This is a genomic window from Mesorhizobium sp. ISC25, assembly GCF_042295465.1.
GTDB lineage: Bacteria > Pseudomonadota > Alphaproteobacteria > Rhizobiales > Rhizobiaceae > Mesorhizobium.
Genome location: NZ_CP135441.1, coordinates 2813774 through 2836191 on the forward strand (window position 1 = coordinate 2813774; position 22418 = coordinate 2836191).

The following is a 22418-nucleotide window of genomic DNA, read 5'->3' on the forward strand; positions in this document are numbered from 1 at the left end:
ATGTTCGATCTTCTCGGGACGACGCTTCCCTCCCGCCTGCTTCTCGGCACGGCTCAGTATCCTTCGCCGGCCATCCTTGCCGATGCGGTCAAGGCGTCAGGCACGTCGGTGGTGACCGTCTCCTTGCGACGTGAGATGGCAGGCCGCAGGGGAGGCGAAAAATTCTGGTCGCTGATCCGCGCGCTCGGCACGAGAATCCTTCCCAACACCGCAGGCTGCCACTCCGTCAAGGAAGCGGTCACCACCGCGAAAATGGCGCGCGAGGTGTTCGGGACGAGCTGGATCAAGCTCGAAGTGATCGGCAACCACGACACTCTGCAGCCTGACGTCTTCGGCCTGGTCGAAGCCGCCCGCATCCTGTGCGAGGACGGCTTTTCGGTATTCCCCTATACCACCGACGACCTTGTCGTCGCAGAGCGGCTACTGGAGGCCGGCTGCAAGGTCCTGATGCCGTGGTGCGCCCCGATCGGTTCCGCCCTCGGGCCGGTCAACATCATGGCCCTGCGCTCGCTACGCGGACATTTCCCCGACGTCCCGCTGATCGTGGATGCCGGGCTCGGACGGCCGTCGCACGCGGCGACCGTCATGGAACTCGGCTTTGACGCCGTGCTCCTGAACACGGCGGTCGCCAAGGCGGCCGATCCGGTCGGCATTGCGCGTGCTTTCGGCAAGGCGGTCGAGGCCGGTCGTGAGGCTTTCGGTTCGGGAATGCTCGAACCGCGCGACGTCGCCGTGCCATCGACGCCGGCGATCGGCAGGGCAGTTTTTTCATGAAGCTCGATCCCTTCTACCTGATCGTCGACAGCGCTGCCTGGATCGAACGGCTAGTGCCGCTTGGCGTCAGGCTGGTGCAACTGCGCATCAAGACCATAGATGAGGCCAGGTTGTGCACCGAAATCCGGAAGGCGAAGGCCCTGTGCGCCGAGCACCAGTGCCAGCTCATCGTCAACGATCATTGGCGTCTGGCAATCGAGGAGGGCTGCGACTTCGTGCATCTCGGCCACGAAGATCTGCAAACCGCCAACCTCTCAAGGATACGGTCAGCCGGTGTCAGGCTCGGGTTGAGCACGCATGATCATGTCGAGCTTGCAACGGCCATTTTTGCCGATCCCGACTATGTTGCGCTGGGTCCGATCTATCCCACCATCTTGAAGAAAATGAAGTGGGCACCGCAAGGGCTAGAGCGGATCAGCGAGTGGAAGCGGCGGGTGGCGCCAATCCCATTAGTCACTATCGGCGGCCTCAACCCTGGCCGCCTCGACGGCGTCTTTAAAGCCGGCGCCGACAGCGCCGCAGTGGTCACCGACATCACTTTGAGCTCCGATCCCGAAGCCCGCACCAGGGAATGGATCGAAAAGACGGACCGTTGGCGATGAGACGAGAACCGCATGTGCTTGTCGTTGGCGGATCGGATTCCAGCGGGGGTGCTGGAATAGCACGCGATATCGAAACGATCGCATCCATTGGCGTGCGCACCTGTCTGGCCGTCACAGCGCTAACCGTGCAAACGCACGACGCCGTGATGGAAATTCATCATTCTCCACCAAGCCTGGTCGCCGATCAGATGTGCGCCGCGCTGCGGGCCAACGAAGTGGCGGCCATCAAGATCGGCATGCTGGCGAATGCCGATATCGTTGTTGCCGTTGCCGCTGTGCTGCGCAAACACCCGCAAGTGCCGGTAATACTCGACCCAGTGCTGGCCTCCACCTCAGGCCGGGCGCTCCTAGAGGCAGGCGCTATCGCTGTCATGAAGCGCGATCTGATGCCGCTTTGCTGCCTTGTCACGCCAAACCTTCCCGAACTGGCGCTCCTTATTGGCTCCGAACTGGCAGTGGATGAGGACGGTGCGCTCCAACAAGGACAAAGACTGTTGGCCGCCGGCCCTCAAGCCCTGCTGATCAAGGGTGGGCATGCCTCGGGACCCCAATCGACCGATATTCTATTACGCTCCGATCATGAACCCATCCACGTCGATACACCGCGCCTTGCCACATCGATGCGCGGAACAGGTTGCATGCTGGCCAGCGCGATTGCGACGCATCTGGCGAAGGCGAAGCCGCTCGAAGACAGCGTGCGCGACGGCAGGCGGCTTGTCTTCGCCAGGTTTCAGAAGAATGGAGCAGAATGAACGCGGCTATGTGGTACAAGCAGCCTTGGCCGCTAATATGCTGGATCCTGAGCGTCTTGCTCGCCGGCGCAAACTCTTCGATGAAAATCGCAACAACACGGCGGTTCGAACCGGACCTCGTGGCAGCAATTCGCCTGCGGTCGCGGCAATCGTCCATGAACGAGGAGAACTGGTCATCTTGATAGTGAGCTGTGGCGCAGTTTCGAGGGGGATCGGCAGCTCGTAGTTCGCAGTTTCGTTCAGTCCGGGGAGCCATCGTCTTTCGTACGCTACGGCGCGATGCCGCGCGTGGACGTATTCAATTCCCAATAGGATCATGCGCCCCGCTACGGCGCGCGCGGATGACGAAAAAGCTGCGGCCACCCCTCGCCAAATATTGACGCGGTGTCCTGGTGGTAAATGACGCTTCGCGCCTGAGTTGGAAACCGGACCTCGACGTAAGCCGTCACCTGGTTTCGTTCAGCTCAGGGAGTCGGAGTGGATTCGAACGGCGTGACCTCCCAATGCTAAATTTGAGAAAGTGGTGTGGGTGGCTTGAACCTGCGACCCCATCGTCCCGAACGATGTGCGCTACCAGCAATGCCGCAGCCTTTTGGGCTTGATCGTCACACTTGCTTCGCAACGATTGCGTTCCTTTTCGAGCTTTGTGTGGGGAACGTATGGGGCGACCAGGCCGAGTTCATATTTTCATTGTCACCAATCCTGAGCGCGGTTTTCGTCGCCTTGTCGTGCTTCTTCGCGATCTTCTCGGCGGCGTCTACCTGGAAGTCGGGGTGATGGTGGCCATAAGTATCGATCAGGACATCCACGGTAATGCCGAGAAAGCCCGCCGCCTGCCACATATCGGCGCCGGCCCGCATCAGCCAGGTCGCAGCGGTGTGCCGAAGCGTGTGCGAAGTGACGTCGGGACCGAGGCCGGCTGCCTCGCAAGCTCTCCTAAAGCTCTTCTTTACCGACACCACCGGCTTTCCATTCCACTCCACGACAAAATCTTGCGATATTTTTCGGCCGATATTTGCGCTCTTGCCGCGCGCCTTGGTTCTGATATCGAGATCGGTGCACGCCCAGCGGCGGAGGTGAGCCAATAGCCGGTCCGGCAGGCGCACGGGCGGCTGGCGTTTTTTGGTCTTCTTTGCGCCGTCGGCGCGGCGGTAAAAAATGCCGCGGTCAAGGTCCACATAACCACGCCCTTTGGTTGGACGGACGGCGGCGCAGCAGACTGCGGCCGAGCGTGTTCCTGTATAAAGCGCGACAAGCATGAAGCGGGCGAGGTGTCGTCCGGTACGCCGGCCGCTCTCCTGGCCCTTCCATTTCTGCTTCATACGCCACGCTGCCCAGATGAGGGCGGCGGCTTCACTGCGCGTCAACCAGCGCTCGCGTGCACCGGCCTTGTCGGGCAGGATAATCGTCGGTGCGGCAGTCGTGTAGCCTTCCCTGCGATAGTAGTTGATGGCCGCACGAAAATCCTCGAGTTGCCGGCGCGCAACGGCTTCTGTGGGACAGGACGCGGCGTAGTCGCGGCAGAGTTTTCCGTTGATAGCGGCGAGCGTCTTTTCACCGAAGAAATCGAGGATTTTGTCCAGCCGAGCCGCCGTCTCTTCTGGCGCGGCATGCTTCGGTGCAACCTCTCTCAGGTAGATGTTGATGACCTCGGCAATCAAGACGTCTTCTGCGCCGCGCACTCGGTGGTACTTGCTTGCGATGTAGGCCGCGAGCGCCTTTTCAGCTTCAGGTCCTGGACGGCCTTTTTCGCAGCTCCCAGCGCTGATGAACGTTGTTCTATCGCGGATAAACCATCCAGCTTGATTTCGGAGTGTTCCGTCCTTTTTCCAGCTTTCGTCACGCCAGACGAGGTGTGGCCCTTTCGACGTCCGCGGCATAATTCCCTCATTCTGGTGATCGCCAGCAAGGTGACGTACTCCTTTCCGGCGATTAGCTCGGTTTCAAGTCGACCGGCGTCACGCTCCTTGCGCAGGCCCGCCGCGCGCATCGAGCCATCCGGAAAGGCAATCCGTGCTGCAATCTCGACGCGCAGAGGCGTGGTCTCATCGAATTGGTCGGGGATTTTCAAAACGGAGCCTTCAGCCAATCTTTATGATCCGATAGTTTCACTCGGAAACAGAACGATCGCGGGTCTCGTTGAGCGCATTTTCTGTCTCGCCGTGCCGGATGCCCTGCCGCGCGATCTTTCCTCTGACCACGCTGCTGCGAAAAGCGCCAACTGGAGCTGCTGCGGCAAAGGTGCTCCTTCGACCTGCTAATCGGAACGGTTGTCCTGACACGCTTTCGCCTTTGCGCCTCGACGCTCGACGAGCCTTTCGGCTGGCTCCCCACTCGTGGCCGGTCAAACAGCTTCTGACTGAATTTCGGCCATCTGTGCGGCTTCCGTCTCCATGGACTCACTGGCCGGCGCCCCGCGCGCCCGGCATTTGGGGGTTCTGCTGATCGCCTCGCGCTGCAGTTTCGGAAACCTCTCTCGGAGTTGGCCGGCAACCGAATCTTCGTTCGCGTTCATAGAGTTAGAGGGCCGCGCTTGGCGCACTGACGGGTTGAAGGCAGGGAGAGAGGCTCCCGGCGCCCGGCGCGGAGACTGGCAATGATCAAGCATCGGCACGAAGCTGCCCCCACCCGGGCCAGCTTATATGACGAAATCACCAATAAGATCATCGGCGAGTTGGAGGACGGTCGGCTACCTTGGGTTCAGCCATGGGGGACGGCGGCGGCGAAAGCGCCGCTGGCCTTGCCGAAGAACGCCGTCACCGGCCGGCAATACTCTGGGATAAATATCCTGATCCTCTGGGGTTCGGTGATCGAGCAGGGCTTTTCGGGACAGAGCTGGCTGACTTTCCGTCAGGCGCTCTCGCTTGGCGGCAGCGTCCGCAAGGGTGAGCATGGAACGACGGTCGTCTACGCCGACCGATTCGTGCCCGAGGACGAGAAAAAGCGCGCCCGCGAAACCGGCGAGCAAGCCCGTTCGATCCCATTCCGCAAACGCTTCACGGTGTTCAACGCCGCGCAGTGCGACGGGCTGCCCGACGATGTTGCGATAGCCATACCCCCACCCTTGTCCGTCCTGATCGAGCCCAAGGTCGAGACGCTGATCAAGCAAGCCGGGATCGATTTCCGGATCGGGGGCAGCTGCGCGTTCTACGCTCCGGCCCACGACTATGTGCGGGTCCCGCCACCCCAGGCCTACTTCGAGCCGATCAACTGGCACCAGACCGCCCTGCATGAGCTTGCGCACGCCACGGGTCATGCCTCACGCCTCAACCGGGATTTCTCTGGTTCCTTTGGCACCAACAAGTATGCCTTCGAAGAGTTGGTTGCCGAGATAAGCGCGGCTTTTTGCTGCGCCTCGCTTGGCATCACGCCGACCGTGCGTCACGCCGACTATATCGGCTCGTGGCTGGAGGTGCTGCGCGAGGACAACCGTGCGATCTTTCGCGCCGCCTCACTTGCAAGCAAGGCTGCGGATTATCTCCTGAGGTTCTTGCCTGACCGCATCGCCACTGACGATGATCAGTGGGAGGCAGCGTGATTGCCGCCTGCTTCCAGGTCGGCTTCCCCCTGCGAATGCGTTTGTGATCGAAGTCTCCCTCGATGCCGGACGCCGCTGCGGCGAAGTCGTTGCAGGACGCCAGGGCCGAGCTGCAGCTCCGCGACAAACGTGGTGTGGCTGTCGAGCACATCAGAGGAGAGGCGTGACGGAATTCTCATGACGGGTTTGGAGGTCGAGAGAGAGGCTCTCGGCTGCCCGTCGCGGAGTAAATCCCGATGGCTACTGCTGTTCAGAAGATCATCCTGTCGTCCTCGCGCGACATCCCCTTCAACAAGCTGGTGCTCTCCCAGTCCAACGTCCGGCGCGTCAAAGTCGGCGTCTCGATCGAGGATCTCGCGGCCTCGATCTCCCGCCGCGGCTTGATCCAGAGCCTCAGTGTCTTGCCCGTCATCAATAACCACGGCAACGAGACTGGCATGTTTGAGGTGCCTGCCGGAGGCAGGCGCTTCCGCGCCCTTGAGCTGCTGGTGAAGCAAAAGCGCCTCGCCAAGATCGCGCCGGTGCCCTGTGTGGTGCGCGACCGTCACAGCACGATCGTTGCCGAGGAGGTGTCGCTCGCCGAAAACATCGAGCGTGCGCCGCTGCGTCGCATCGAGACGCAGGAGGATGCATGATGTCCCGGCACGACGCGTCCAACCTGGCGCAACGCTTGGGCCGCCAGGCCGAGGCGGTTTGTCGCCACTATCTATCGAACGGACATCGCGAGGGCCGCTACTGGTTTGTCGGCGATGTCCGAAACACGCCGGGCCGCTCGATGTTCGTGCGGCTCGTCGGCTCGCAGAGCGGAAAGGGCGCAGCCGGCAAGTGGACTGACGCGGCGACCGGGGAGCATGGCGATCTTCTCGATATCATCCGCGAAAGCCGCGGCTTGAGCGACTTCAGGGACGTTGCCCATGAGGCAATAGCGTTTCTCGGCTTACCGCATCCCGAACCAGAGCAGACATCAACCCGGTCGAAGTTGCTGGCCGCGCCGTCGGAAACGTCGGAGAAAGCGCGTCGGCTGTTTGCGGTGTCGCGGCCGGTTGCAGGCACGGTCGTAGAGACGTATCTGCGCAACCGCAGTATTACTGCTTTGCACGGGACCGAAAGCCTGCGTTTTCACCCCCACTGCTATTATCGGCCGGACCAACACTCGCCGACTGAGACCTGGCCGGCGATGATCGCTTCCGTCACCGATGTCTGCGGTCATTTGACCGGCGCACATCGCACCTGGATTGACCCTTCCGGCAGGGGCAAGGCACCGGTAGATACCCCGAGGCGCGCTATGGGCGACCTTCTCGGGCATGCGGTTCGCTTTGGTCGGCCCGGCGAAGTCATGGCGGCCGGCGAGGGCATCGAGACGGTCCTGTCGCTTCGGTGTATCTTGCCCGACATGGCCATGGCCGCAGCACTCTCGGCCGCCCATCTTGCTGCCATCCTGTTCCCCGTCACCCTCAGACGGCTCTACATTGTCCATGACCCCGATCCAGCCGGTGACGGCGCGCGTGATGTCTTGATAGAAAGAGCAAATGCTGCCGGGATCGAGGCGATCGTGCTCTCGCCGGCATTTGGCGATTTCAACGAAGATCTCTGTAGGTTCGGCATCGCTGATCTTCGAGCGCGCGCCCGGGTCCAACTCGCCCCGCAGGACATCGCCCGATTTATGCCAGTGGCGGCGTAGCCCGGAACCGGCAGCTCCCCACTTCGTGGCGTTGCTAAGGTGCTCCTGAGATCGGAGAGAAACCGCGCCTCCGGCCTTCAAGAGGGCGATCGGCCGGCAAACGACCCGGCCCCGCAATGTCTTCGGCCGACTATTTTCCGGCGCGCTCCCAAGGGAGCGCTTTCCATCGCGAAGCAAAATAGCCGGCCTGCGCCCTCCTCCGCTGACGCTCCGGCCCTCCGCTTCGCTGCGGGTGCAGAACCGTCCCGCACGCCGGCTTTCGTCGCCATGAAGGCCGCGAGGGTCGCGGTCCAACCGACGGAGGCATCCAAATGAGCGAGCATGACGACTACGAACCGCAGCATTCGTCTTCACCGATCGACCACGCCCTCACCGAACTCCAGCTCTATGGCTACCGGCCCTTCGCGGATGAGCCGGATCCCCGACCGCTTCCGGAGGGCCACCGCGTCGCCGGCGCGATTGCAGACATCTTCGACGCGTTCGTCGCCACCCTGCAAGATACCCGCCTCGAGCCAGACCTCGACGATCTCCTTTGGTCGACCGTCAACGTCTTTCACCGCGCCGCAGATCGGATCGAGCGTGAACTTCACCATAACGAGCAGGCGCAGCGCCGCAGCCAGCGTGAGCAGGACGGCAGCGAAGTGAAATCGGTCGAGCTGGAACGCCTGACGGCCGAAGGACAGACTCTCATCGAACGCCAGAACGCCTTGGAACTGATGCGCGATCAGGCCGCCGAGCACTATGAGCGCCACACCGGATCGAGCTGGCGACCGCGCAGCGGATCAATGGTCAACCACCGCAACGTGACCTCTGCGGTGATCGACAGCCGCGATTTTCTCAGCGCCAAGAAACGCGCCTCGCAGGAAGTCCTTTTGCCACCAGGCCCGAAAATCGCCTTCACCGCCGGTCTCGACTTCAATGATCACCAGTTGATCTGGGCCAAGCTCGACCAGGTCCACGCAAAGCATCCTGATATGGTCTTGATGCACGGGAAATCGCCGAAAGGTGGCGAAAAGATCGCCTCCTGCTGGGCCGACCATCGTAAGGTACCGCAAATCGGCTTTGCCCCCGATTGGACAAAGCATGCGAAAGCCGCCCCGTTCAAGCGCAATGACGCTATGCTGGACGCGCTGCCGATCGGCGTCATCGTCTTTCCCGGGACTGGAATTCAGGACAATCTTGCGGACAAGGCAAAGAAGCTCGGCATCCCAGTCCTCGACTTCCGCCCCAAGGGAAGCGGCGCATAGCGCCGGCGCATAGCGCCGCTCTCTTACCTTTTTGTCCGTTGCACGATACGGCAGCGGTCGGGCCGGGGGGCTTCTCCCGGTTCGCCGGATTGGATGGCTCCAGTATGCCGGATTTCCGCTCCCGGCGCGCCGGTTGTTGGGGTATTCAAATCCACGTCCATGCGCAGGTGCACGACGCTATCACGCTTACGTTCCACGTGTCAGCTGCTTCGCAGCCGGCATCACAGGCGAGATAGTGACGTCCGCTCAACCGGACGGGGCGTGGATCGGGGCGAACGCACCGAAGAACCCAGGCGGATCCGATGCTGTTTCCGACCAGCCTGTGCATTGTTTTGGTTATCGCCGACGCGGTGTCGCGCGACGCACAGTTCGGATCCGCCACGACGTGCCGTCCCGTTCCAAAGATGGCGAATTTCCGGTGATGCACGTCAGCCTTGAGCTGAGCCATGGCGTGCGTGTCTTAGGCGCGGTGCTAGCACCAGCTTGCGGTCTCCGGAAGTCTCCGGGGGAGGCATCGACAGCGGTGATCGTGGTAACCGAGCTTTCGCCAGTGCGATGGTTTCGCCTGAAATTCTCCGTTGATGCCTCTATCTGGTCGGCCGCTCCAAACGACCTCTTTGATGGGCTGATCTGGCCGAAGGTCGGCTTCGCCTCAATCGCCTAAGCCGCAATGGCGCCGATCGACTTTCTTCCCCTGCCGGCTTCGCCGTCATTCCTCGCGAAACAACAAAGTCGCTTGGCTGTCATCCTCCGCTGACGCTGCGGTCGCAAGCGATGCGGCGTCGATCGCCTCCGGCCCGCAGATCGCCATCGAGGTCGCAATGGTGCGGGCTCGAAACAGAGTTCAAGGAGAAAGCTCATGGCGACCATCGGAACCTTCAAAAAGGCCGGCAACAACGAGTTCACCGGCGAAATCGTCACCCTCTCGCTTCAGGCCAAAAACGTCCGCATCGTGCCCGAGGCAAACCACTCCGGCGACAGCGCCCCCACCCATCGCGTCTTCGTAGCGCAGGTCGAGATCGGCGCCGCATGGGCCAAGCGCCCCAGTGAGGGCCGCGACTATCTCGGCCTGAAGTTGGACGATCCAAGCTTCACCGCTCCGATCTACGCCAACCGCTTCGACGATAAGGACGGAGAAGGCCACAGCCTCATCTGGTCCCGGCCCAACGGCCGCCGCAACGGCGATTGAGAAAGCCGCGAGCTCCCGCCCGCGAACCGAGCGGGAGCTGTCTTTGTTTGTGGACGCTGCAGTGGAGTGCCGTTGCAGTTCACAGCGGCCATCAAGACCGCAATCCGAGAATCGTCCGTATCATCTTTGAATATTCGGTGCAGGACGTCTGAGCAGATCTGCGGCCTCGATGCCGAGAACGTTTGCCAACTTGTCGACAACGTCTATCGTCGCGCCGTAGACGCTGCGTTCCAATGCACTGATATAGGTGCGATCAATGTCCGCACGGTGGGCAAGTTCTTCTTGCGAAAGCGCCGCCGCCTTTCGGTGCTGCCTCAGATTGCGCGCAAATACCTCGCGTATTTCCATGTCCGCGAGTGCAATGCTTGTCGAGTATTCAGCCACGGAGTATTCTCGACAAATTGACTTCGACGATTGGAAATCGCTTGCTCAAGCCACTGCTCGATCCTGATGTCGCCGACATTGCACCGGATGCCCCGATCCTGACCGGCTATGATGAGGAGCGGCTACTTACCTACATTCGCCTGCTCGACGCGGCGGCGGAAGATGCCGACTGGCGAGAGGTGGCCAGGATCGTCTTGCACATTGACCCAGAACAGGAGCCGGAGCGGGCGTTCCGGTCTTGGGAAACCCATCTTGCACGCGCGCGATGGATGACGACCAGCGGCTACCGGTATCTTCTCGCAGGCGGCGCTCCCCATTGAGCGCCTGCCATGCTTTGCTGAATCTGCGCAACGATTTGCCGACTCTCCAACTATTCAAATTTCTCATCACCCTGAATGTTGATGCCGGGGCCTCAGATGCGGTTATGCGGAGAGGACAGGAACCGTGCAGGGCGATTGGACAGAACCGGCGGCCTACGTGCACATGTGCAGCTACCAAGCTGAGGAGTTCGCCGCCGAATATCTGATCCGGAACGATAAATTCATCGCCGAGTGCCGCCAGATCGCCTCGCGGCTCTCAGGTTCCGGAGATCCTGTCGATCAGCGCGACTTCGCTGCCCGTTGGGGTGCGCGATTTCAAAACTGCCGGTGCCGGATTTCCGCAGGCTGAGAATATCATCTGGACAGAACAGGCCTCGCCCCGCGTGCTGCGGGCCACGCGGATGTCTACCTCCATCAGCCCCTCTCATCAGAGAATTCGGCTTTCCAGACTTATCGGAGCCAGCGTTTGGCAGCGGGAGGAAGGACTTCACATTCTTTGGTCTGCTTCAACAGGGAAGAGCCATTTGGTCTGCGAAGACCGCTCCGGCGAATTCGATGCTATCTTTCTGCCGCTTGACGCTGCATTTGAGACGCGGCTCGATGCGGCGCGCCGGCTCTGGCGGGCGCTGAATGGCCGAGCTGCGAGTCCATCCTACGGCTCGCTACCGCAACAGACCAAGACCAGGCACATCCTCAATTTGCGCGCGCATGATGGCCGCCACATGGGTGCAACCTATCGTCAGATCGCGGAGGTGCTGTTGTCGCGAGAGCCGATTGTACCGCGGGACTGGCGTGATCATCATCTCCGCCACAAGGTCCGGGCTATCTTGCGCCGTGCCGCTTTTTTAGTCGCTGGCGGCTATCGCGATCTTCTCTTCTACCCCCACAGTCGCACCGGGAAGTCCGGCCGCCGAAGTCTTTCTTCGGGGTAGCAACAAGACGCCCCCCGATCTTTGCCCTCCCTCCCTTTTCCCCATTTCGAGCATGGTCCGCTTTGCGCGTCCCGGCAGGCCAGGATGACAGCACAACCGAATGGAGATCAAGCAATGTCGAAGGGCCCCGCGGACGCGCCCCGAAAATACCTGCGCACGAAGGAGGCAGCACCCATCGTCGGGCTCTGCGCCCGTACTCTCGAAAAGCACCGGACCTATGGCACCGGGCCAAAATACCGAAAGATCGGCGGACGCGTCCTCTACGACATCGACGACTTGCATGCCTGGATAGAGCTCGGCGCACGCACCTCCACCAGCGATGCGAACGCGACCAATGTTCCGCCGGCAAAACCACATGCAGCCCGCGCGCCGGCTTATGTCGGCAGGCGCGACTGCAGCTCCTGATCTGTGGCACAATGAAATGCAATATACCGAGACCATTCAGCAGCAGCTTGCGCTGCCTCATGCCTACTCATCTGGCTTCGCTCCACGCGGTACGCGGGATCTTGTGGTGTGGCTGCTCGCCCTATTGGTGAAATCCCGCCGCCTGACAACGATCTACTCTCATGCGGACAAGGAATCGTCCTGCGTTGAGGCGACGGATGTGCATGGCATGGCAACGATTTGGAACGCTGACATCCTGGTCTGGGCCGCGCCGCAAACCATCCACGCCCATGCCAGGAAATTGCGACAGCGCCTGCTCGCGACGAAACAGCACCAAACGCCGACCTTCATGTGGCCTGGTCAACGCGTCCACAGCCGGATGGCCGCAAGCGAGCAGCCGAGTCCCTACAGGCGCAAGGGTCGTAACGTTCACCTGCTGCGCCCCAGGATCGAGTCATGAGCAAGCACATGAAGATTATCGCCGCGATGGTTGGCGGCTCAGTGCTCGCCGCGGCGCCGGCACTGATTAGCCATCCGCCGCTGGCCATCTGGAATGCGTCCGCGAGCGTCCCCATCGGGCTCTATCGCATTCTGCCGGCCGACAAAATCCGTGTTGCCAGCATCGCCGTCATCATGCCGCCCGAACCATTGGCGGCCTTCATGGCAAGACGCGGATATCTGCCGAAAAACGTGCCGCTCCTGAAGCAGGTTTTGGCACTCGGGGGCGCGACCGTCTGCCGCAAAGGTACAGCGATCATCGTCAACGGCAGGACCTATGGACATGCACGCGAGCGTGACAGCCGCGGTCGCCCCCTGCCCAGCTGGCGGGGCTGCCGCGAGATCGCCGACGACGACGTCTTCCTCATGAACCCGGACGCTGCCGAAAGTTTTGACAGCCGCTATTTCGGCCCGCTCCCGCTCTCATTGATTGTTGGTCGCGCGGTTCCCGTCTGGACCACGGAGCGCGCCGCTCCGGCGCTCGATGCCACCAACGACGTTTCCCGGCGAACCGTCACGTCTCGGCTCAACGCTTACTAAACACTCATGAAAGGAGCACTGCAATGCCCCAGATCGGCACCTTTACGCGCAATGATGACGGCTTCTTCGGCAATCTCTCAACGCTGACAATCGAGGCGAAGATTGCCATCCTGCCTGCTGAGAAATCCAAAGCCGAAAACGCGCCCGACCACCTCGTCTATTGCGAGGGAATGGCGGTCGGCGCGGCGTGGGACCGGACCGGAGACAAGGCTGGGAACTATATCTCCGTCTCAATTGACGACCCGTCCTTTACGCAGCCGATCCGCGCGAAGCTGTTCCGGTCCGACGCCGAGAACCGCGTCTGGAGCCTGCACTGGAACCGGTCATCGAAGCGCGAGGGGCGAGGCTGAACAGATGTTGTTTGAGCCCTTCGATGAATCTCTCTCGTCAACGTCTTTGACCGAGCGGACGCCGGTCAAACCCTTGGAGAGGATCGCCAGTCCGGCAGCAGCACGCGACGAACATCAGAGGCGGCCGGACACTTGCTTTTCACTCCAGAGGCCGATTTCATCAGCGTTTTGGCAAAGCTGGTCCGGCCAGCGAGGCGTCGCGCTTAACGGAAGTGAACACCGAAGCGGGCTGGCAGCTCATCGGTTCCGGCGTCGGCGGGATTCCGTCCACAGAGGTGTGACAAGGATTGCCACATGCGTCGTGCTCGCCTTCGCAACTCCGGAAGCTGTTGCAGACGCGTGCTCTCATGGTGAACGGCCGGCTCACTCCGAGAGCACGATCTTGTCGGCTGGCCAGTGGTCGCGGCATATCCGGGAAGCGGCTAAACGGTTCGCCATTCCGGAGCGTTTGCTTAGGGGCGTCATGCATGTCGAGAGCGTCGGCGATGTTCGAGCGCGTTCAAGCAAGGGCGCAATGGGGCTGATGCAGATAATGCCGGCGACCTGGGAAGAACTGCGCGTTAAGCATCGACTCGGCGATGATCCCTATCAGCCGCGTGACAACATTCTTGCAGGCGCTGCGTATCTTCGTGAAATGCTCGACAGCTTCGGGCGCAGCGGCTTTCTTGCCGCTTACAATGCCGGCCCTGGGCGGTACAAGGAACATCTGTCCACCGGCCGTCCGCTGCCGCGCGAGACGGTCGACTACGTCAGGAAACTCGCGCCGCTGATCAATAACGCAGCTCCCAGTCCGAGGTGTGCACGGCAAGGAAGAGACAGAGCCAACTCACGCAGTACCGCGCTTTTTGCGCATACCAATGACATTCGGAACGCCGCTGCATTGAATGGCACTGGTTATGCAGACACGATTTTTACGGCGATGCATTCGTCCACAATGCGGTCGCTAATGGGCAATTCTGTTGCTGACCTGACCGCGATCGAACCATGGCCAGGTGAGACCCGTTTCTGGTCGAACCCCACTGTTCCCGGACTATTCGCTCAGCGCGCTTCACCGGCATTGCGGTGATCGGCACATTCCTCCTCGATTGCATTCCGGCCTGTTCCATCGCCGAAATTGCGCCGGAAGGGTTGGCCGCAGATGAGGGCGGAGAGATTGGCAGGATAAAGGGCCGCGAGGTGCGGCTCGGTCGGCCGATTGTTTTCCTTGTGAGTTTCAACTCAATTCGCGATGTGCTGGCACAAACGGCGATGTGCGCTATTCCTATTTTTCGGTTTTTCCAACGGAAACCGCACCTCTTGGCCGCCTAGCATGAAACGTAACGATAACTTTCAGGTCCGCCCTGGTCGCATCCGCTCCCGCGCCGGCCAGCGCGCGCGACCCTTCATCTTCCAGGCGCTTGCGGCCACACAGCGCGCTGGCGGTCACCTTACAAGCAACGGCCGGATCACCTCCCCACGAGCTTCAACGTTTGGCCGCGGCAGGTCGGCGGCCATCCGCGCCAGTCACCTCATGTCTGAGCGCTCACGAGGCGCCGTCGTCAAGACCCGTGTGGTGCGGCAGTTCAGGGGGTCTCAACCACTCGCCACCTATCTCAAGTACCTTCGCCGCGAAGGTGTTACACGTGATGGCGAGAAGGCGAGGATGTTCGGTCCCGACACCGAAGAGGCAGATGATGACGCCTTCTCCGACCGCTGCAAGGACGATCGGCATCACTTCCGTCTCATCGTTTCACCGGACGATGCAATGGAACTCGGTGACCTCAAGAACTTCGCTCGTGAACTGATGGTCGACATGGAACGCGACCTCGGCACGAGGCTCGACTGGATTGCCGTCGATCACTGGAACACCGAACATCCGCACGTTCACATCCTTGTTCGCGGCGTTGCCGACAATGGCGAGAATCTTGTCATCTCTCGCGACTATATCCGCCAGGGCATGCGCGATCGGGCGAGCGACATTCTCACCCAGACGCTGGGGCTCCGCACCGACCTCGACGTCCGCCAGGTCATCGAGCGGCAGGTCGACACGGAGCGCTGGACGCAGCTCGATCGCCAGCTTGTTCGCGACATCAACCGTTATGGCGTCATTGAAGTGGCGCCACGTCCTGATGGCCAGCCCGACGAATTCCTGGGGCTCAAGGTCGGCCGGCTCCGGCAACTGGAACGCCTAGGCCTCGCTTATGAGATCCATCAGGGCCAATGGATGATGGCCGAAGAAGCCGAGCCGACTTTGCGCGCCCTCGGCGAACGCGGCGACATCATCAAGCGCATGCACCGCAGCCTCACCGCGCGCGGGCTAGAAAGAGGGACAACGGAATATGTGCTCGCGGCCGAAAAGATTGATGCGCCGGTGATCGGCCGACTGCTCGAACGTGGCCTCGAGGAACTGCGCGGCTCGGCCTACGCCATCGTCGACGGCATCGACGGTCGCCCGCACCACATTCGCTTCTATGACCCTGAAGCGGCCGGGGACTCTACCCCAGGCTCGGTCGTGGAGTTGTGCCGCGATGCGGGTGCAAATGGCTCTGGTAGGGTCAGTCTCGCCGTCCGCTCTGACCTTTCGATCGAACAGCAGGTCCATGCTTCCGGCGCGACTTGGCTCGATCGGCAACTTGTTGCGTGCAAGCCAGCCGAACTCCGCGACGGCGGCTTTGGCAGGGAGGTAAGACAGGCACTGGAAGATCGGGTCGACGAGCTTGTCAGGCGCGATCTGGCCAGGCGCGAGGGACAGCGCGTAATTCTAGCGCGTAATCTGATCGATACGCTACACGATCATGAGGTGGAATCGCTCGGTACCCGCCTCGCTGCCGAGACCGGCATGTCATTCAGAAACGCTGCCAACGGCGATCATGTGGCTGGGATTTACCGGCAGCGTTTCTCGCTGGCTTCCGGCCGGTTCGCGATGATCGACAATGGGCTGGACTTCAGGCTCGTGCCCTGGTCGCCATCGCTCGAAAAGCGCTTTGGCAATCAGGTTTCCGGAGTCGTGTGTCCGGATACAGGGGGCATCGATTGGAGCTTGGGAAAGAAGCGCGGCATCGGGTTGTGAGACGATAGGCGCAGATTCTGTCTGATGCTAGTCTCAGGAAGCCAGCACCGGGCGACTCACATTCTGTATGTACCTTCCCAGCCGACCGCCGTGGCCTCTTTCAAAACAGGCCTGCAAATTCTCAATCAGTCCGCTGTCAGCACGACCTTGACACTCTGAGTGCGGTCGGCGGCAAGACGGAAGGCATCGGGGGCCGAAGAAAGCGTGCGCTCCGCTGTCACCAGCTTCAGGACGTCGACCTCCCGCGACACGATGAGATCGACCGCCCGGCCGAACTCCGTGCCGAAGCGGAAGGTGCCTTTGAGGTCTATCTCCTTGGCCATCACCGCATTGGCCGGCAGTGGGATCTGGCCACCGGGAAGGTTGCCGACCTGGACCACCGTGCCGCCACGCCGGACGCTGGCGATCGCAGCGGCAAGGCCGGCCGCGCTGCCCGAAATCTCGAACGCCACGTCAAGCGAACCACCGGCGGCGAGCGCCTGGAGCTCGGCGTCGCCGCCGGAAATATCGACCGTCCTGTCGGCGCTCAAACTGCGGGCGAAGGCGAGCGGCGCGGCGGCGATGTCGACGACGGTCAGTTCAGCGCAGCCGGCAAGCCTGGCCGCAAGCATGGTCAAGAGACCGATGGGGCCGGCACCGAACAGGACGACGTTGCGGCCCCTGACGTCGCCGGCCCGCGCGACGGCGTGCAGGCTGACCGCCAGGGGTTCGGCAAGTGCCGCCGCCTGGTAGGCCACGTCAGATGGAACCTTGAAGCATTGCGCGGGCGTGGCGTCGAACAGACTGGCGAAGCCGCCCTGCATATGCGGTGTCTTCGATGCCGAGCCCATGAAATAGATGTTTTCGCAGAGATTGGCGCGGCCTTCCAGGCATCGCGCGCAATGCCCGCACCAGCGCGACGGATTGACCGCGACGTGGTCGCCGAGGCCAAGGCCGGGTGCCGCGCCGTTGATCTCGACGATTTCGCCTGAGATTTCGTGGCCGAGGACAAGCGGCGAGGTCACCACGAAGTCGCCCGTACGGGCATGGCGGAAATAATGCAGGTCGGAGCCGCAGATGCCCCCTGCCCCGAAGCGCACCCGCACCATGCCTGGCGCCGGCGGTTCGAGCGGACGCTCCACGACGCGCAGGTCCTGCGGGCCGAACAGCGTCGCGGCAATCGCCTGGCCACTCACCGGATCAGGCCCATCTCGGTCGGCAGCCAGAGCGTGATGGCGGGTATGAAGGTGATCAGAAGCAGCGCCACGATAAGCGGCACCAGCCACGGCAGGATCGCCATGGTCGTGCGCTCGACAGAAAGCTTGGCGACGCGTGACAGCACGAACAGCACCATGCCGAGCGGCGGGTGCAAAAGCCCGATCATCAGGTTGAGCGTCATGATCAGCCCGAAATGCACCGGGTTGATGCCGTACACGGCGGCAACCGGCAGCAGGATCGGCACCAGAATCGTGATCGCGGCGATCGTATCGAGGAAGCAGCCGACCACCAGCATCAGGATGTTGACCAGGATCAGGAAGACCCACTTGTTTTCGGTGAGCGCGAAAATGAAGTTCGAAAACAGATGTGCTGCCTGGCTGACGGTGAGCAGCCAGGCGAAGATCGATGCGGCGGTAACGATGAACAGCACCGACGCGGTCGTTTCGATCGTGTCGAAGCTGGCCTTGGCAAGCAAACGCAGCGTCATCGTGCGGTAACGCACCAGCCCGAGGAAAAGCGACCAGATCACGGCCGCCATCGCCGCCTCGGTCGGCGTGAACCAGCCCATCGTCATGCCGCCGATCAGGATGACCGGCGTCATCAGCGCCATGACCGCGGAGAAATCGAAATACCAGTCCGCCACGATCAGCACCAGCAGCGCGATGCCGACCGCGACGTTGATCGACAGGCCAAGCTGCACAAGCACGTAGCAGCCAATCGGAAAGGCAGCCACTACCAGCACCTCGCCCGCCGCTTCGGCCAGCCGGCGAAGCTCGAAAGGTGTGTCGGAACCCCAGCCGCGACTGTAGGCAAAGATGGCAACCGTAATCATCATCAGCACGGTCATGACCACGCCTGGCAGGATGCCGGCCATGAACAGCGCGCCGATCGAGACATTGGCCATCATGCCGTAGATGACGAAGGGCAGCGAGGGTGGAAAGATCGGCCCGAGCGTGGCGGAAGCGGCGGTGACGCCGACCGCAGCGTCGATCGGATAGCCGTGGTCCTTCATCGCCTTGATCTCGATGGTGCCGATGCCGGCGGCGTCGGCGAGCGCGGTGCCCGACATGCCAGAAAAGATGACCGATCCGATGATGTTGACCTGCGCCAGGCCGCCTTTCATCCAGCCGACCAGGGCGAGGGCGAAGGAATAGATGCGCCCGGTGACGCCGGCGATGTTCATGAGGTTGCCGGCCAGGATGAAGAAGGGAACGGCGAGCAGTGGAAAGCTCTCGACCCCGGCGATCATGCGCTGGGCCGCGATGATATCGGGCGCCACGCCGTAGATGACGAGGTAAAGGATCGAGGCGGCCGCCATCGAAACAGCGACCGGCACGCCGATGAGCATCAGGACAAGAAAGCCCCCTACCAGAAGCAGCATCGCTCAGACCCCCGCCGTCTCGAACGCACCAGGACGCTCGAGCACCGAATAGCCGCGTCTGTAATTGCCGATGAAGACCTGGATCGAGCGCAGAAGCATCAGCACGAAGCCGGCCAGAACGGCGTAGAAAAACCAGCGCCGCGGCAGGTTCACAGTGACCATGCGCTCATGCGCCACGATCGTGACGTAGCGCCACATCAGCCATGTTCCGTAGGCGAAGAATGCGATGCGGACAATATCGACGGCGAGCGCCAGCCAGCGGCCGACACGCTCCGGCAGATAGTGGTAAAGCACGTCGACGTGGATATGGCGCGACAGGCGCACGCACATGGCGGCGCCGAGAAAGACAACGACAACGAGCGCGTTGATGGCGATCTCCTCGGTCCAGGCAAAGCTGTTGTTCAGCGCATAGCGGGTGAAGAACTGCAGGAAGACACAGACGACCATCCCCCAGAACACGGCAAGCGTGACCCAGTCCTCGATGCCGTGGTCCGACAGGTCGACGTGTACCGGCACCTCCTCGAAGGCGTGGGCGATCTCTTCGACGGTGATCTCGGTGTGGTGTTCCTCGGCCATTGGCGCGGACTCCCGAAGCTGGTGGATCGTCAAGGATTGGAAAGGCCGTCTGGCGCAACTTGAAGCCGGACGGATGGGCAGGTTAAAGCGGCGAATCCGATCGCCGCCCTATCCTCTTGATTGAGCATCCGGTTTCCGATGCTCTACTTGATGGCGCGGATCGCTTCCCAATCGGCCTTGTTGTAGCCGAACTCCTCGAAGGTGACCTTCTCCAGCACATTCTTCTCGAAATCGGCACGGTCGACATCGGTTACGGTGATGCCGCGGTCCTTGAATACCTGCACCAGTTCCTTTTCGCGGGCGACGATCTTCGCCGTGGCGCGGGCGGCAGCCTCCTGCATCACCTCGGTAAAGATCTTCTTGTCCTCGTCGGACAGCGAGGCCCAGCGCGACGCCGATATGATGGTGTTGAGATGATCGACGATATGGCCAGTGAGCACGATGTTCTTCTGCACCTCGTAGAATTTCTTCGCCTCGATGGTGGTCAGCGGGTTCTCCTGGGCCTCGACCGTGCCGTTCTGCAGGGCCAGATAGACCTCGGCGAAGGCAATCGGCGCGGTGTTGGCGCCGCAGGCACGCGGCATGGCCAGATAGGCCGGCACGTCGGGAACGCGCATCTTCAGGCCCTGCATGTCGGAGCACTTGGCGATCGGCCGGTTCGAGGTGGTCTGCCGCGTCCCGTAATAGGTGGTGGCGGCGATATGATTGCCGGTCTTGTCCTCATAGCCCTTGGTCAGGGCCTTGTAGACGTCGCTCTTGGTGTATTTCAGCAGATGGTCGGCATCGCGGAAAGTATACGGGAAATAGGTGACGCCGATCGGTGGATATTCGCGCGCCGCGAAGCTTGATCCGGAAATGATGATGTCGACGGTGCCGAGCATCAGGCCCTGGTTGATGTCTGCTTCCTTGCCAAGCTGCGAGGCCGGATAGACGTCGATGGCATAGCGGCCCTGGGTGCGCTTCTTGATTTCGTCGGCAGCCCACACGGACTCGGTGTGGAAGGGCTCCGTCGTCTCGTAGACATGTGCCCATTTCAGGACCGTTTCCGCCGAGGCCGACGCCATGGGTATGGCAATTGCGGCGATCGCACCGAGCAGAACTGTGTATTTTCTCAGCATCTAATTCCTCCCTGGTTGAACTTGACGGCCGGATCTCCCCCCGGCCAACTGCTATTCCGCAACCTCCTTGGCTGCGGCTCGCTCATCGAAATTGCGTGAGAATCTGATTTGCGACTGGCGCAGATGTTGCTGCATGGCGCCCTTGGCCCGCTCGGGGTCGCGCGCGGCAATTGCATCGCGCACGGCACGATGTTCCTTTGCCGCGACCTGCCAGGAATCGCTGGTCTCGAAATAGATCGACAGGCGTTCGAAGTACGGGTTCATGCGCTGGTCGAAAAGCTCGCCGATGAAGCGCACCAGCACCGCGTTCTCGAGAATGCCGGCGACCGCGGTATGGAATTCCCGGTCGAGCGCAATGGTCATCTTGTTGGGATGACGCATGGTCTCCATCCGGCGCAGCACGTCGTCGAGACGTTCGATATCTGCGGGCCGGACATGGAGAGCCGCTTCGGCGGCGATCGCGCCTTCGACGAATTCGCGCGCGCGCAACAGCTCGAACGGGCCTTCCTCCATTTCGGGTTCGGAGGCGGCGCTCGGCGGATCGGTGACGTAGATACCCGAGCCGACGCGGATGCGTATGCGGCCTTCGACCTCCAGCGCTATCAGCGCTTCACGGACCGTCGGGCGGGAAATTCCGAGTTGGTCGGCCAGATCCCGCTCGGTCGGCAGACGGTCGCCGACGGAAAACTCGCCGGCATCGATCAGCTGCCTGAGCTGATCGGCGACCTGTCGGTAAAGCCGGCGTGGTTCAACGGCCTGGATCGGCATGCGCGTTTAGTTCCCTCCCGGGCCACCCCTGGTACATTGGTCTGACCCATTGACCGCAGCTTAGACAGAGGATGCAGAGAGTCAAGCTCGATAGAACCGCGGCCCCGCGCAACCGGAACGCGGCGGCATTGCGCAAGCATTCCATGCGTCAGCGCTGTCCCCCGCGAATGACCAGGACGTTTCCGGCGGCGACGAGGACGAGCCCGATGATCGCGTACGCGGTCCAGGCATAGCCTTCCAGCGCCGTGGAGATCAAAAGTGCAAAGACGGGAAATATGACGGTCGTATAGCCGGCGCGGGCCCCGCCAATGCGTCCGAGCAGCGTCAGGTAGGCGGCGAAAGCCATGACCGTCGATATGACGGCGAGGAAAACCAGCGAGCCGATATAAGAGGCGGTCGTCGCGAATACGAACGGCTCACCGAGCAGGAGGGCCAGGAACGCCGACCACAGAGTGCCGTAAAGCATGCCCCAGGCGCTCGTTGAAACGAGCGGCAGGCCGCGGCGCTGGTTTGCGACGGAGACGAGATTACCGGCGCAGAAGCTCAGCGTGCCGCAGAGGCACAGCAGAAGGCCCACCAACGTGCCGCCGGAAAGCCCGTTCGCGGCGATTTCGGGAAAGAACATCAGCGCTATTCCGGCGAAGCCAATGATGCCGCCGGCGAGAATGCGCGGCGCCGGGCGCTCGCCGATGACCAAGGCACCGAGCAGCATGTTGATGACCGAGGCGAGCGAGAAGACGACCGAGAGCAAGCCGCTGACGAGATAGCCGGCGCCATAATAGAAAAACAGGAAGTTCGACGAGAAGATGAGGATGCCGAGCACAGCAAAGCGCAAATGATCGGTGATCGGAAAGCGGAGCCGCCGACCGGAAAAACCCGCCCAGGCAAACATCAGCAGCGTGGCGATGGCGAAGCGCCAGACCAGATTGACCTCGTTCGATACGCCGCTGCCGACCTGAAGTTCGATCGCGAACCACGATGCGCTCCAGGCAATGACCGTCAGCGCGTAAAGCCCGTAGTCGACGGGTTCGAAGGGGCGGTCGCGCGTCGTCATGCGCATTTCCGCGTTAGCCGGTTCCGCGGCGCCGTTTGGTTCTCTTGTTACTGACATGCTGGCAATGGCCCGTTTTTGCCTGGT

At 61.7% G+C, this 22418-nt stretch carries 26 protein-coding genes and 1 pseudogene; 18 read left to right on the top strand and 9 right to left on the bottom strand.

The genetic code is table 11. The features are described from left to right. From RQ479_RS14090 to RQ479_RS14100, 3 genes are read left to right on the top strand one after another with little or no spacing between them, the layout of a single operon-like run. Positions 1–774 carry a thiazole synthase gene (locus RQ479_RS14090; RefSeq protein WP_376705538.1) on the top strand — a complete coding sequence of 258 codons (774 nt, stop codon included), beginning with the start codon at positions 1–3 and terminating at the stop codon, positions 772–774. Continuing rightward, entirely contained in the window at positions 771–1376 is a 606-nt protein-coding gene (locus RQ479_RS14095) for a thiamine phosphate synthase (RefSeq protein WP_376705539.1), read from the top strand. The genes RQ479_RS14090 and RQ479_RS14095 overlap by 4 nt, the downstream gene beginning before the upstream one ends. Next, positions 1373–2128, top strand: coding sequence for a hydroxymethylpyrimidine/phosphomethylpyrimidine kinase (locus RQ479_RS14100; RefSeq protein WP_376705540.1), 756 nt, complete (start codon positions 1373–1375; stop codon positions 2126–2128). The genes RQ479_RS14095 and RQ479_RS14100 overlap by 4 nt, the downstream gene beginning before the upstream one ends. Before the next feature lie 605 nt (positions 2129–2733). Here RQ479_RS14100 and RQ479_RS14105 read toward each other — a convergent pair. Continuing rightward, positions 2734–3789: a tyrosine-type recombinase/integrase gene (locus RQ479_RS14105; protein ID WP_376705541.1), complete on the bottom strand. Its 1056-nt coding sequence runs from the start codon at positions 3787–3789 to the stop codon at positions 2734–2736. Beyond that, the gene (locus tag RQ479_RS14110) at positions 3786–4217 is read right to left on the bottom strand and encodes an excisionase (RefSeq protein ID WP_376705542.1); all 432 of its coding nucleotides are present in this window, start codon (positions 4215–4217) and stop codon (positions 3786–3788) included. The genes RQ479_RS14105 and RQ479_RS14110 overlap by 4 nt, the downstream gene beginning before the upstream one ends. A gap of 507 nt (positions 4218–4724) precedes the next feature. On the opposite strand from RQ479_RS14110, the gene RQ479_RS14115 reads away from it, so the two are divergent. The 5 genes and pseudogenes from RQ479_RS14115 to RQ479_RS14135 all read left to right on the top strand — a co-directional run bounded on the left by RQ479_RS14115 (position 4725) and on the right by RQ479_RS14135 (position 9783). After that, positions 4725–5666: an ArdC family protein gene (locus RQ479_RS14115; RefSeq protein WP_376705543.1), complete on the top strand. Its 942-nt coding sequence runs from the start codon at positions 4725–4727 to the stop codon at positions 5664–5666. Positions 5667–5902: 236 nt separating this feature from the next. Next, positions 5903–6283 (top strand): annotated as a pseudogene (locus RQ479_RS14120) (ParB/Srx family N-terminal domain-containing protein); the annotation flags it as partial. A gap of 17 nt (positions 6284–6300) precedes the next feature. Continuing rightward, complete coding sequence (locus tag RQ479_RS14125) at positions 6301–7347, top strand: toprim domain-containing protein (RefSeq protein ID WP_376705544.1); 1047 nt, start codon at positions 6301–6303, stop codon at positions 7345–7347. Positions 7348–7658: 311 nt separating this feature from the next. Further along, positions 7659–8594, top strand: coding sequence for a DUF2493 domain-containing protein (locus RQ479_RS14130; RefSeq protein ID WP_376705545.1), 936 nt, complete (start codon positions 7659–7661; stop codon positions 8592–8594). Between the two features lie 859 nt (positions 8595–9453). After that, positions 9454–9783: a DUF736 domain-containing protein gene (locus RQ479_RS14135; RefSeq protein WP_376705546.1), complete on the top strand. Its 330-nt coding sequence runs from the start codon at positions 9454–9456 to the stop codon at positions 9781–9783. Positions 9784–9903: 120 nt separating this feature from the next. Here RQ479_RS14135 and RQ479_RS14140 read toward each other — a convergent pair whose 3' ends face one another. Further along, on the bottom strand, positions 9904–10131 hold the full coding sequence (locus tag RQ479_RS14140; RefSeq protein ID WP_376705941.1) for a helix-turn-helix domain-containing protein: 228 nt from the start codon (positions 10129–10131) through the stop codon (positions 9904–9906). Positions 10132–10208: 77 nt separating this feature from the next. On the opposite strand from RQ479_RS14140, the gene RQ479_RS14145 reads away from it, so the two are divergent. The 10 genes from RQ479_RS14145 (at position 10209) to RQ479_RS14190 (ending at position 16240) form a co-directional block, all read left to right on the top strand. Continuing rightward, positions 10209–10487 (top strand): DNA -binding domain-containing protein, encoded by a 279-nt coding sequence (locus tag RQ479_RS14145; protein ID WP_352716625.1) that lies wholly within the window; start codon positions 10209–10211, stop codon positions 10485–10487. Positions 10488–10611: 124 nt separating this feature from the next. Next, positions 10612–10836, top strand: a complete 225-nt coding sequence (locus RQ479_RS14150; protein ID WP_376705547.1) for a transcriptional regulator domain-containing protein — start codon at positions 10612–10614, stop codon at positions 10834–10836. A gap of 175 nt (positions 10837–11011) precedes the next feature. Further along, positions 11012–11419, top strand: coding sequence for a DUF2285 domain-containing protein (locus RQ479_RS14155; RefSeq protein WP_376705548.1), 408 nt, complete (start codon positions 11012–11014; stop codon positions 11417–11419). Between the two features lie 114 nt (positions 11420–11533). Next, complete coding sequence (locus tag RQ479_RS14160; protein WP_352716621.1) at positions 11534–11824, top strand: helix-turn-helix domain-containing protein; 291 nt, start codon at positions 11534–11536, stop codon at positions 11822–11824. A 16-nt stretch (positions 11825–11840) separates the two neighbouring features. Next, on the top strand, positions 11841–12263 hold the full coding sequence (locus RQ479_RS14165; protein WP_376705549.1) for a replication initiator protein A: 423 nt from the start codon (positions 11841–11843) through the stop codon (positions 12261–12263). After that, positions 12260–12841: a S26 family signal peptidase gene (locus RQ479_RS14170; RefSeq protein ID WP_376705550.1), complete on the top strand. Its 582-nt coding sequence runs from the start codon at positions 12260–12262 to the stop codon at positions 12839–12841. The genes RQ479_RS14165 and RQ479_RS14170 overlap by 4 nt, the downstream gene beginning before the upstream one ends. Positions 12842–12864: 23 nt before the next feature. Further along, positions 12865–13191, top strand: a complete 327-nt coding sequence (locus tag RQ479_RS14175) for a DUF736 domain-containing protein (protein ID WP_376705551.1) — start codon at positions 12865–12867, stop codon at positions 13189–13191. Positions 13192–13573: 382 nt separating this feature from the next. Next, entirely contained in the window at positions 13574–14257 is a 684-nt protein-coding gene (locus tag RQ479_RS14180; RefSeq protein WP_376705552.1) for a lytic transglycosylase domain-containing protein, read from the top strand. After that, positions 14254–14499 (top strand): hypothetical protein, encoded by a 246-nt coding sequence (locus RQ479_RS14185; protein ID WP_376705553.1) that lies wholly within the window; start codon positions 14254–14256, stop codon positions 14497–14499. The genes RQ479_RS14180 and RQ479_RS14185 overlap by 4 nt, the downstream gene beginning before the upstream one ends. A gap of 1 nt (position 14500) precedes the next feature. Further along, positions 14501–16240, top strand: coding sequence for a relaxase/mobilization nuclease domain-containing protein (locus RQ479_RS14190; RefSeq protein WP_376705554.1), 1740 nt, complete (start codon positions 14501–14503; stop codon positions 16238–16240). A gap of 125 nt (positions 16241–16365) precedes the next feature. On the opposite strand, the gene RQ479_RS14195 is transcribed toward RQ479_RS14190, so the two are convergent. From RQ479_RS14195 to RQ479_RS14220, 6 genes are all read right to left on the bottom strand, one after another. Next, on the bottom strand, positions 16366–17415 hold the full coding sequence (locus tag RQ479_RS14195) for an L-idonate 5-dehydrogenase (protein WP_376705555.1): 1050 nt from the start codon (positions 17413–17415) through the stop codon (positions 16366–16368). Beyond that, positions 17412–18818, bottom strand: coding sequence for a TRAP transporter large permease (locus RQ479_RS14200; protein ID WP_376705556.1), 1407 nt, complete (start codon positions 18816–18818; stop codon positions 17412–17414). The genes RQ479_RS14195 and RQ479_RS14200 overlap by 4 nt, the downstream gene beginning before the upstream one ends. A 3-nt stretch (positions 18819–18821) precedes the next feature. Further along, entirely contained in the window at positions 18822–19394 is a 573-nt protein-coding gene (locus RQ479_RS14205; protein WP_352463986.1) for a TRAP transporter small permease, read from the bottom strand. Between the two features lie 143 nt (positions 19395–19537). Then, positions 19538–20512, bottom strand: a complete 975-nt coding sequence (locus RQ479_RS14210) for a sialic acid TRAP transporter substrate-binding protein SiaP (protein WP_376705557.1) — start codon at positions 20510–20512, stop codon at positions 19538–19540. 51 nt (positions 20513–20563) lie between these two features. Next, complete coding sequence (locus RQ479_RS14215) at positions 20564–21280, bottom strand: FadR/GntR family transcriptional regulator (protein WP_376705558.1); 717 nt, start codon at positions 21278–21280, stop codon at positions 20564–20566. Between the two features lie 148 nt (positions 21281–21428). Next, on the bottom strand, positions 21429–22334 hold the full coding sequence (locus RQ479_RS14220; protein ID WP_376705559.1) for a DMT family transporter: 906 nt from the start codon (positions 22332–22334) through the stop codon (positions 21429–21431). Positions 22335–22418 lie beyond the last annotated feature (84 nt).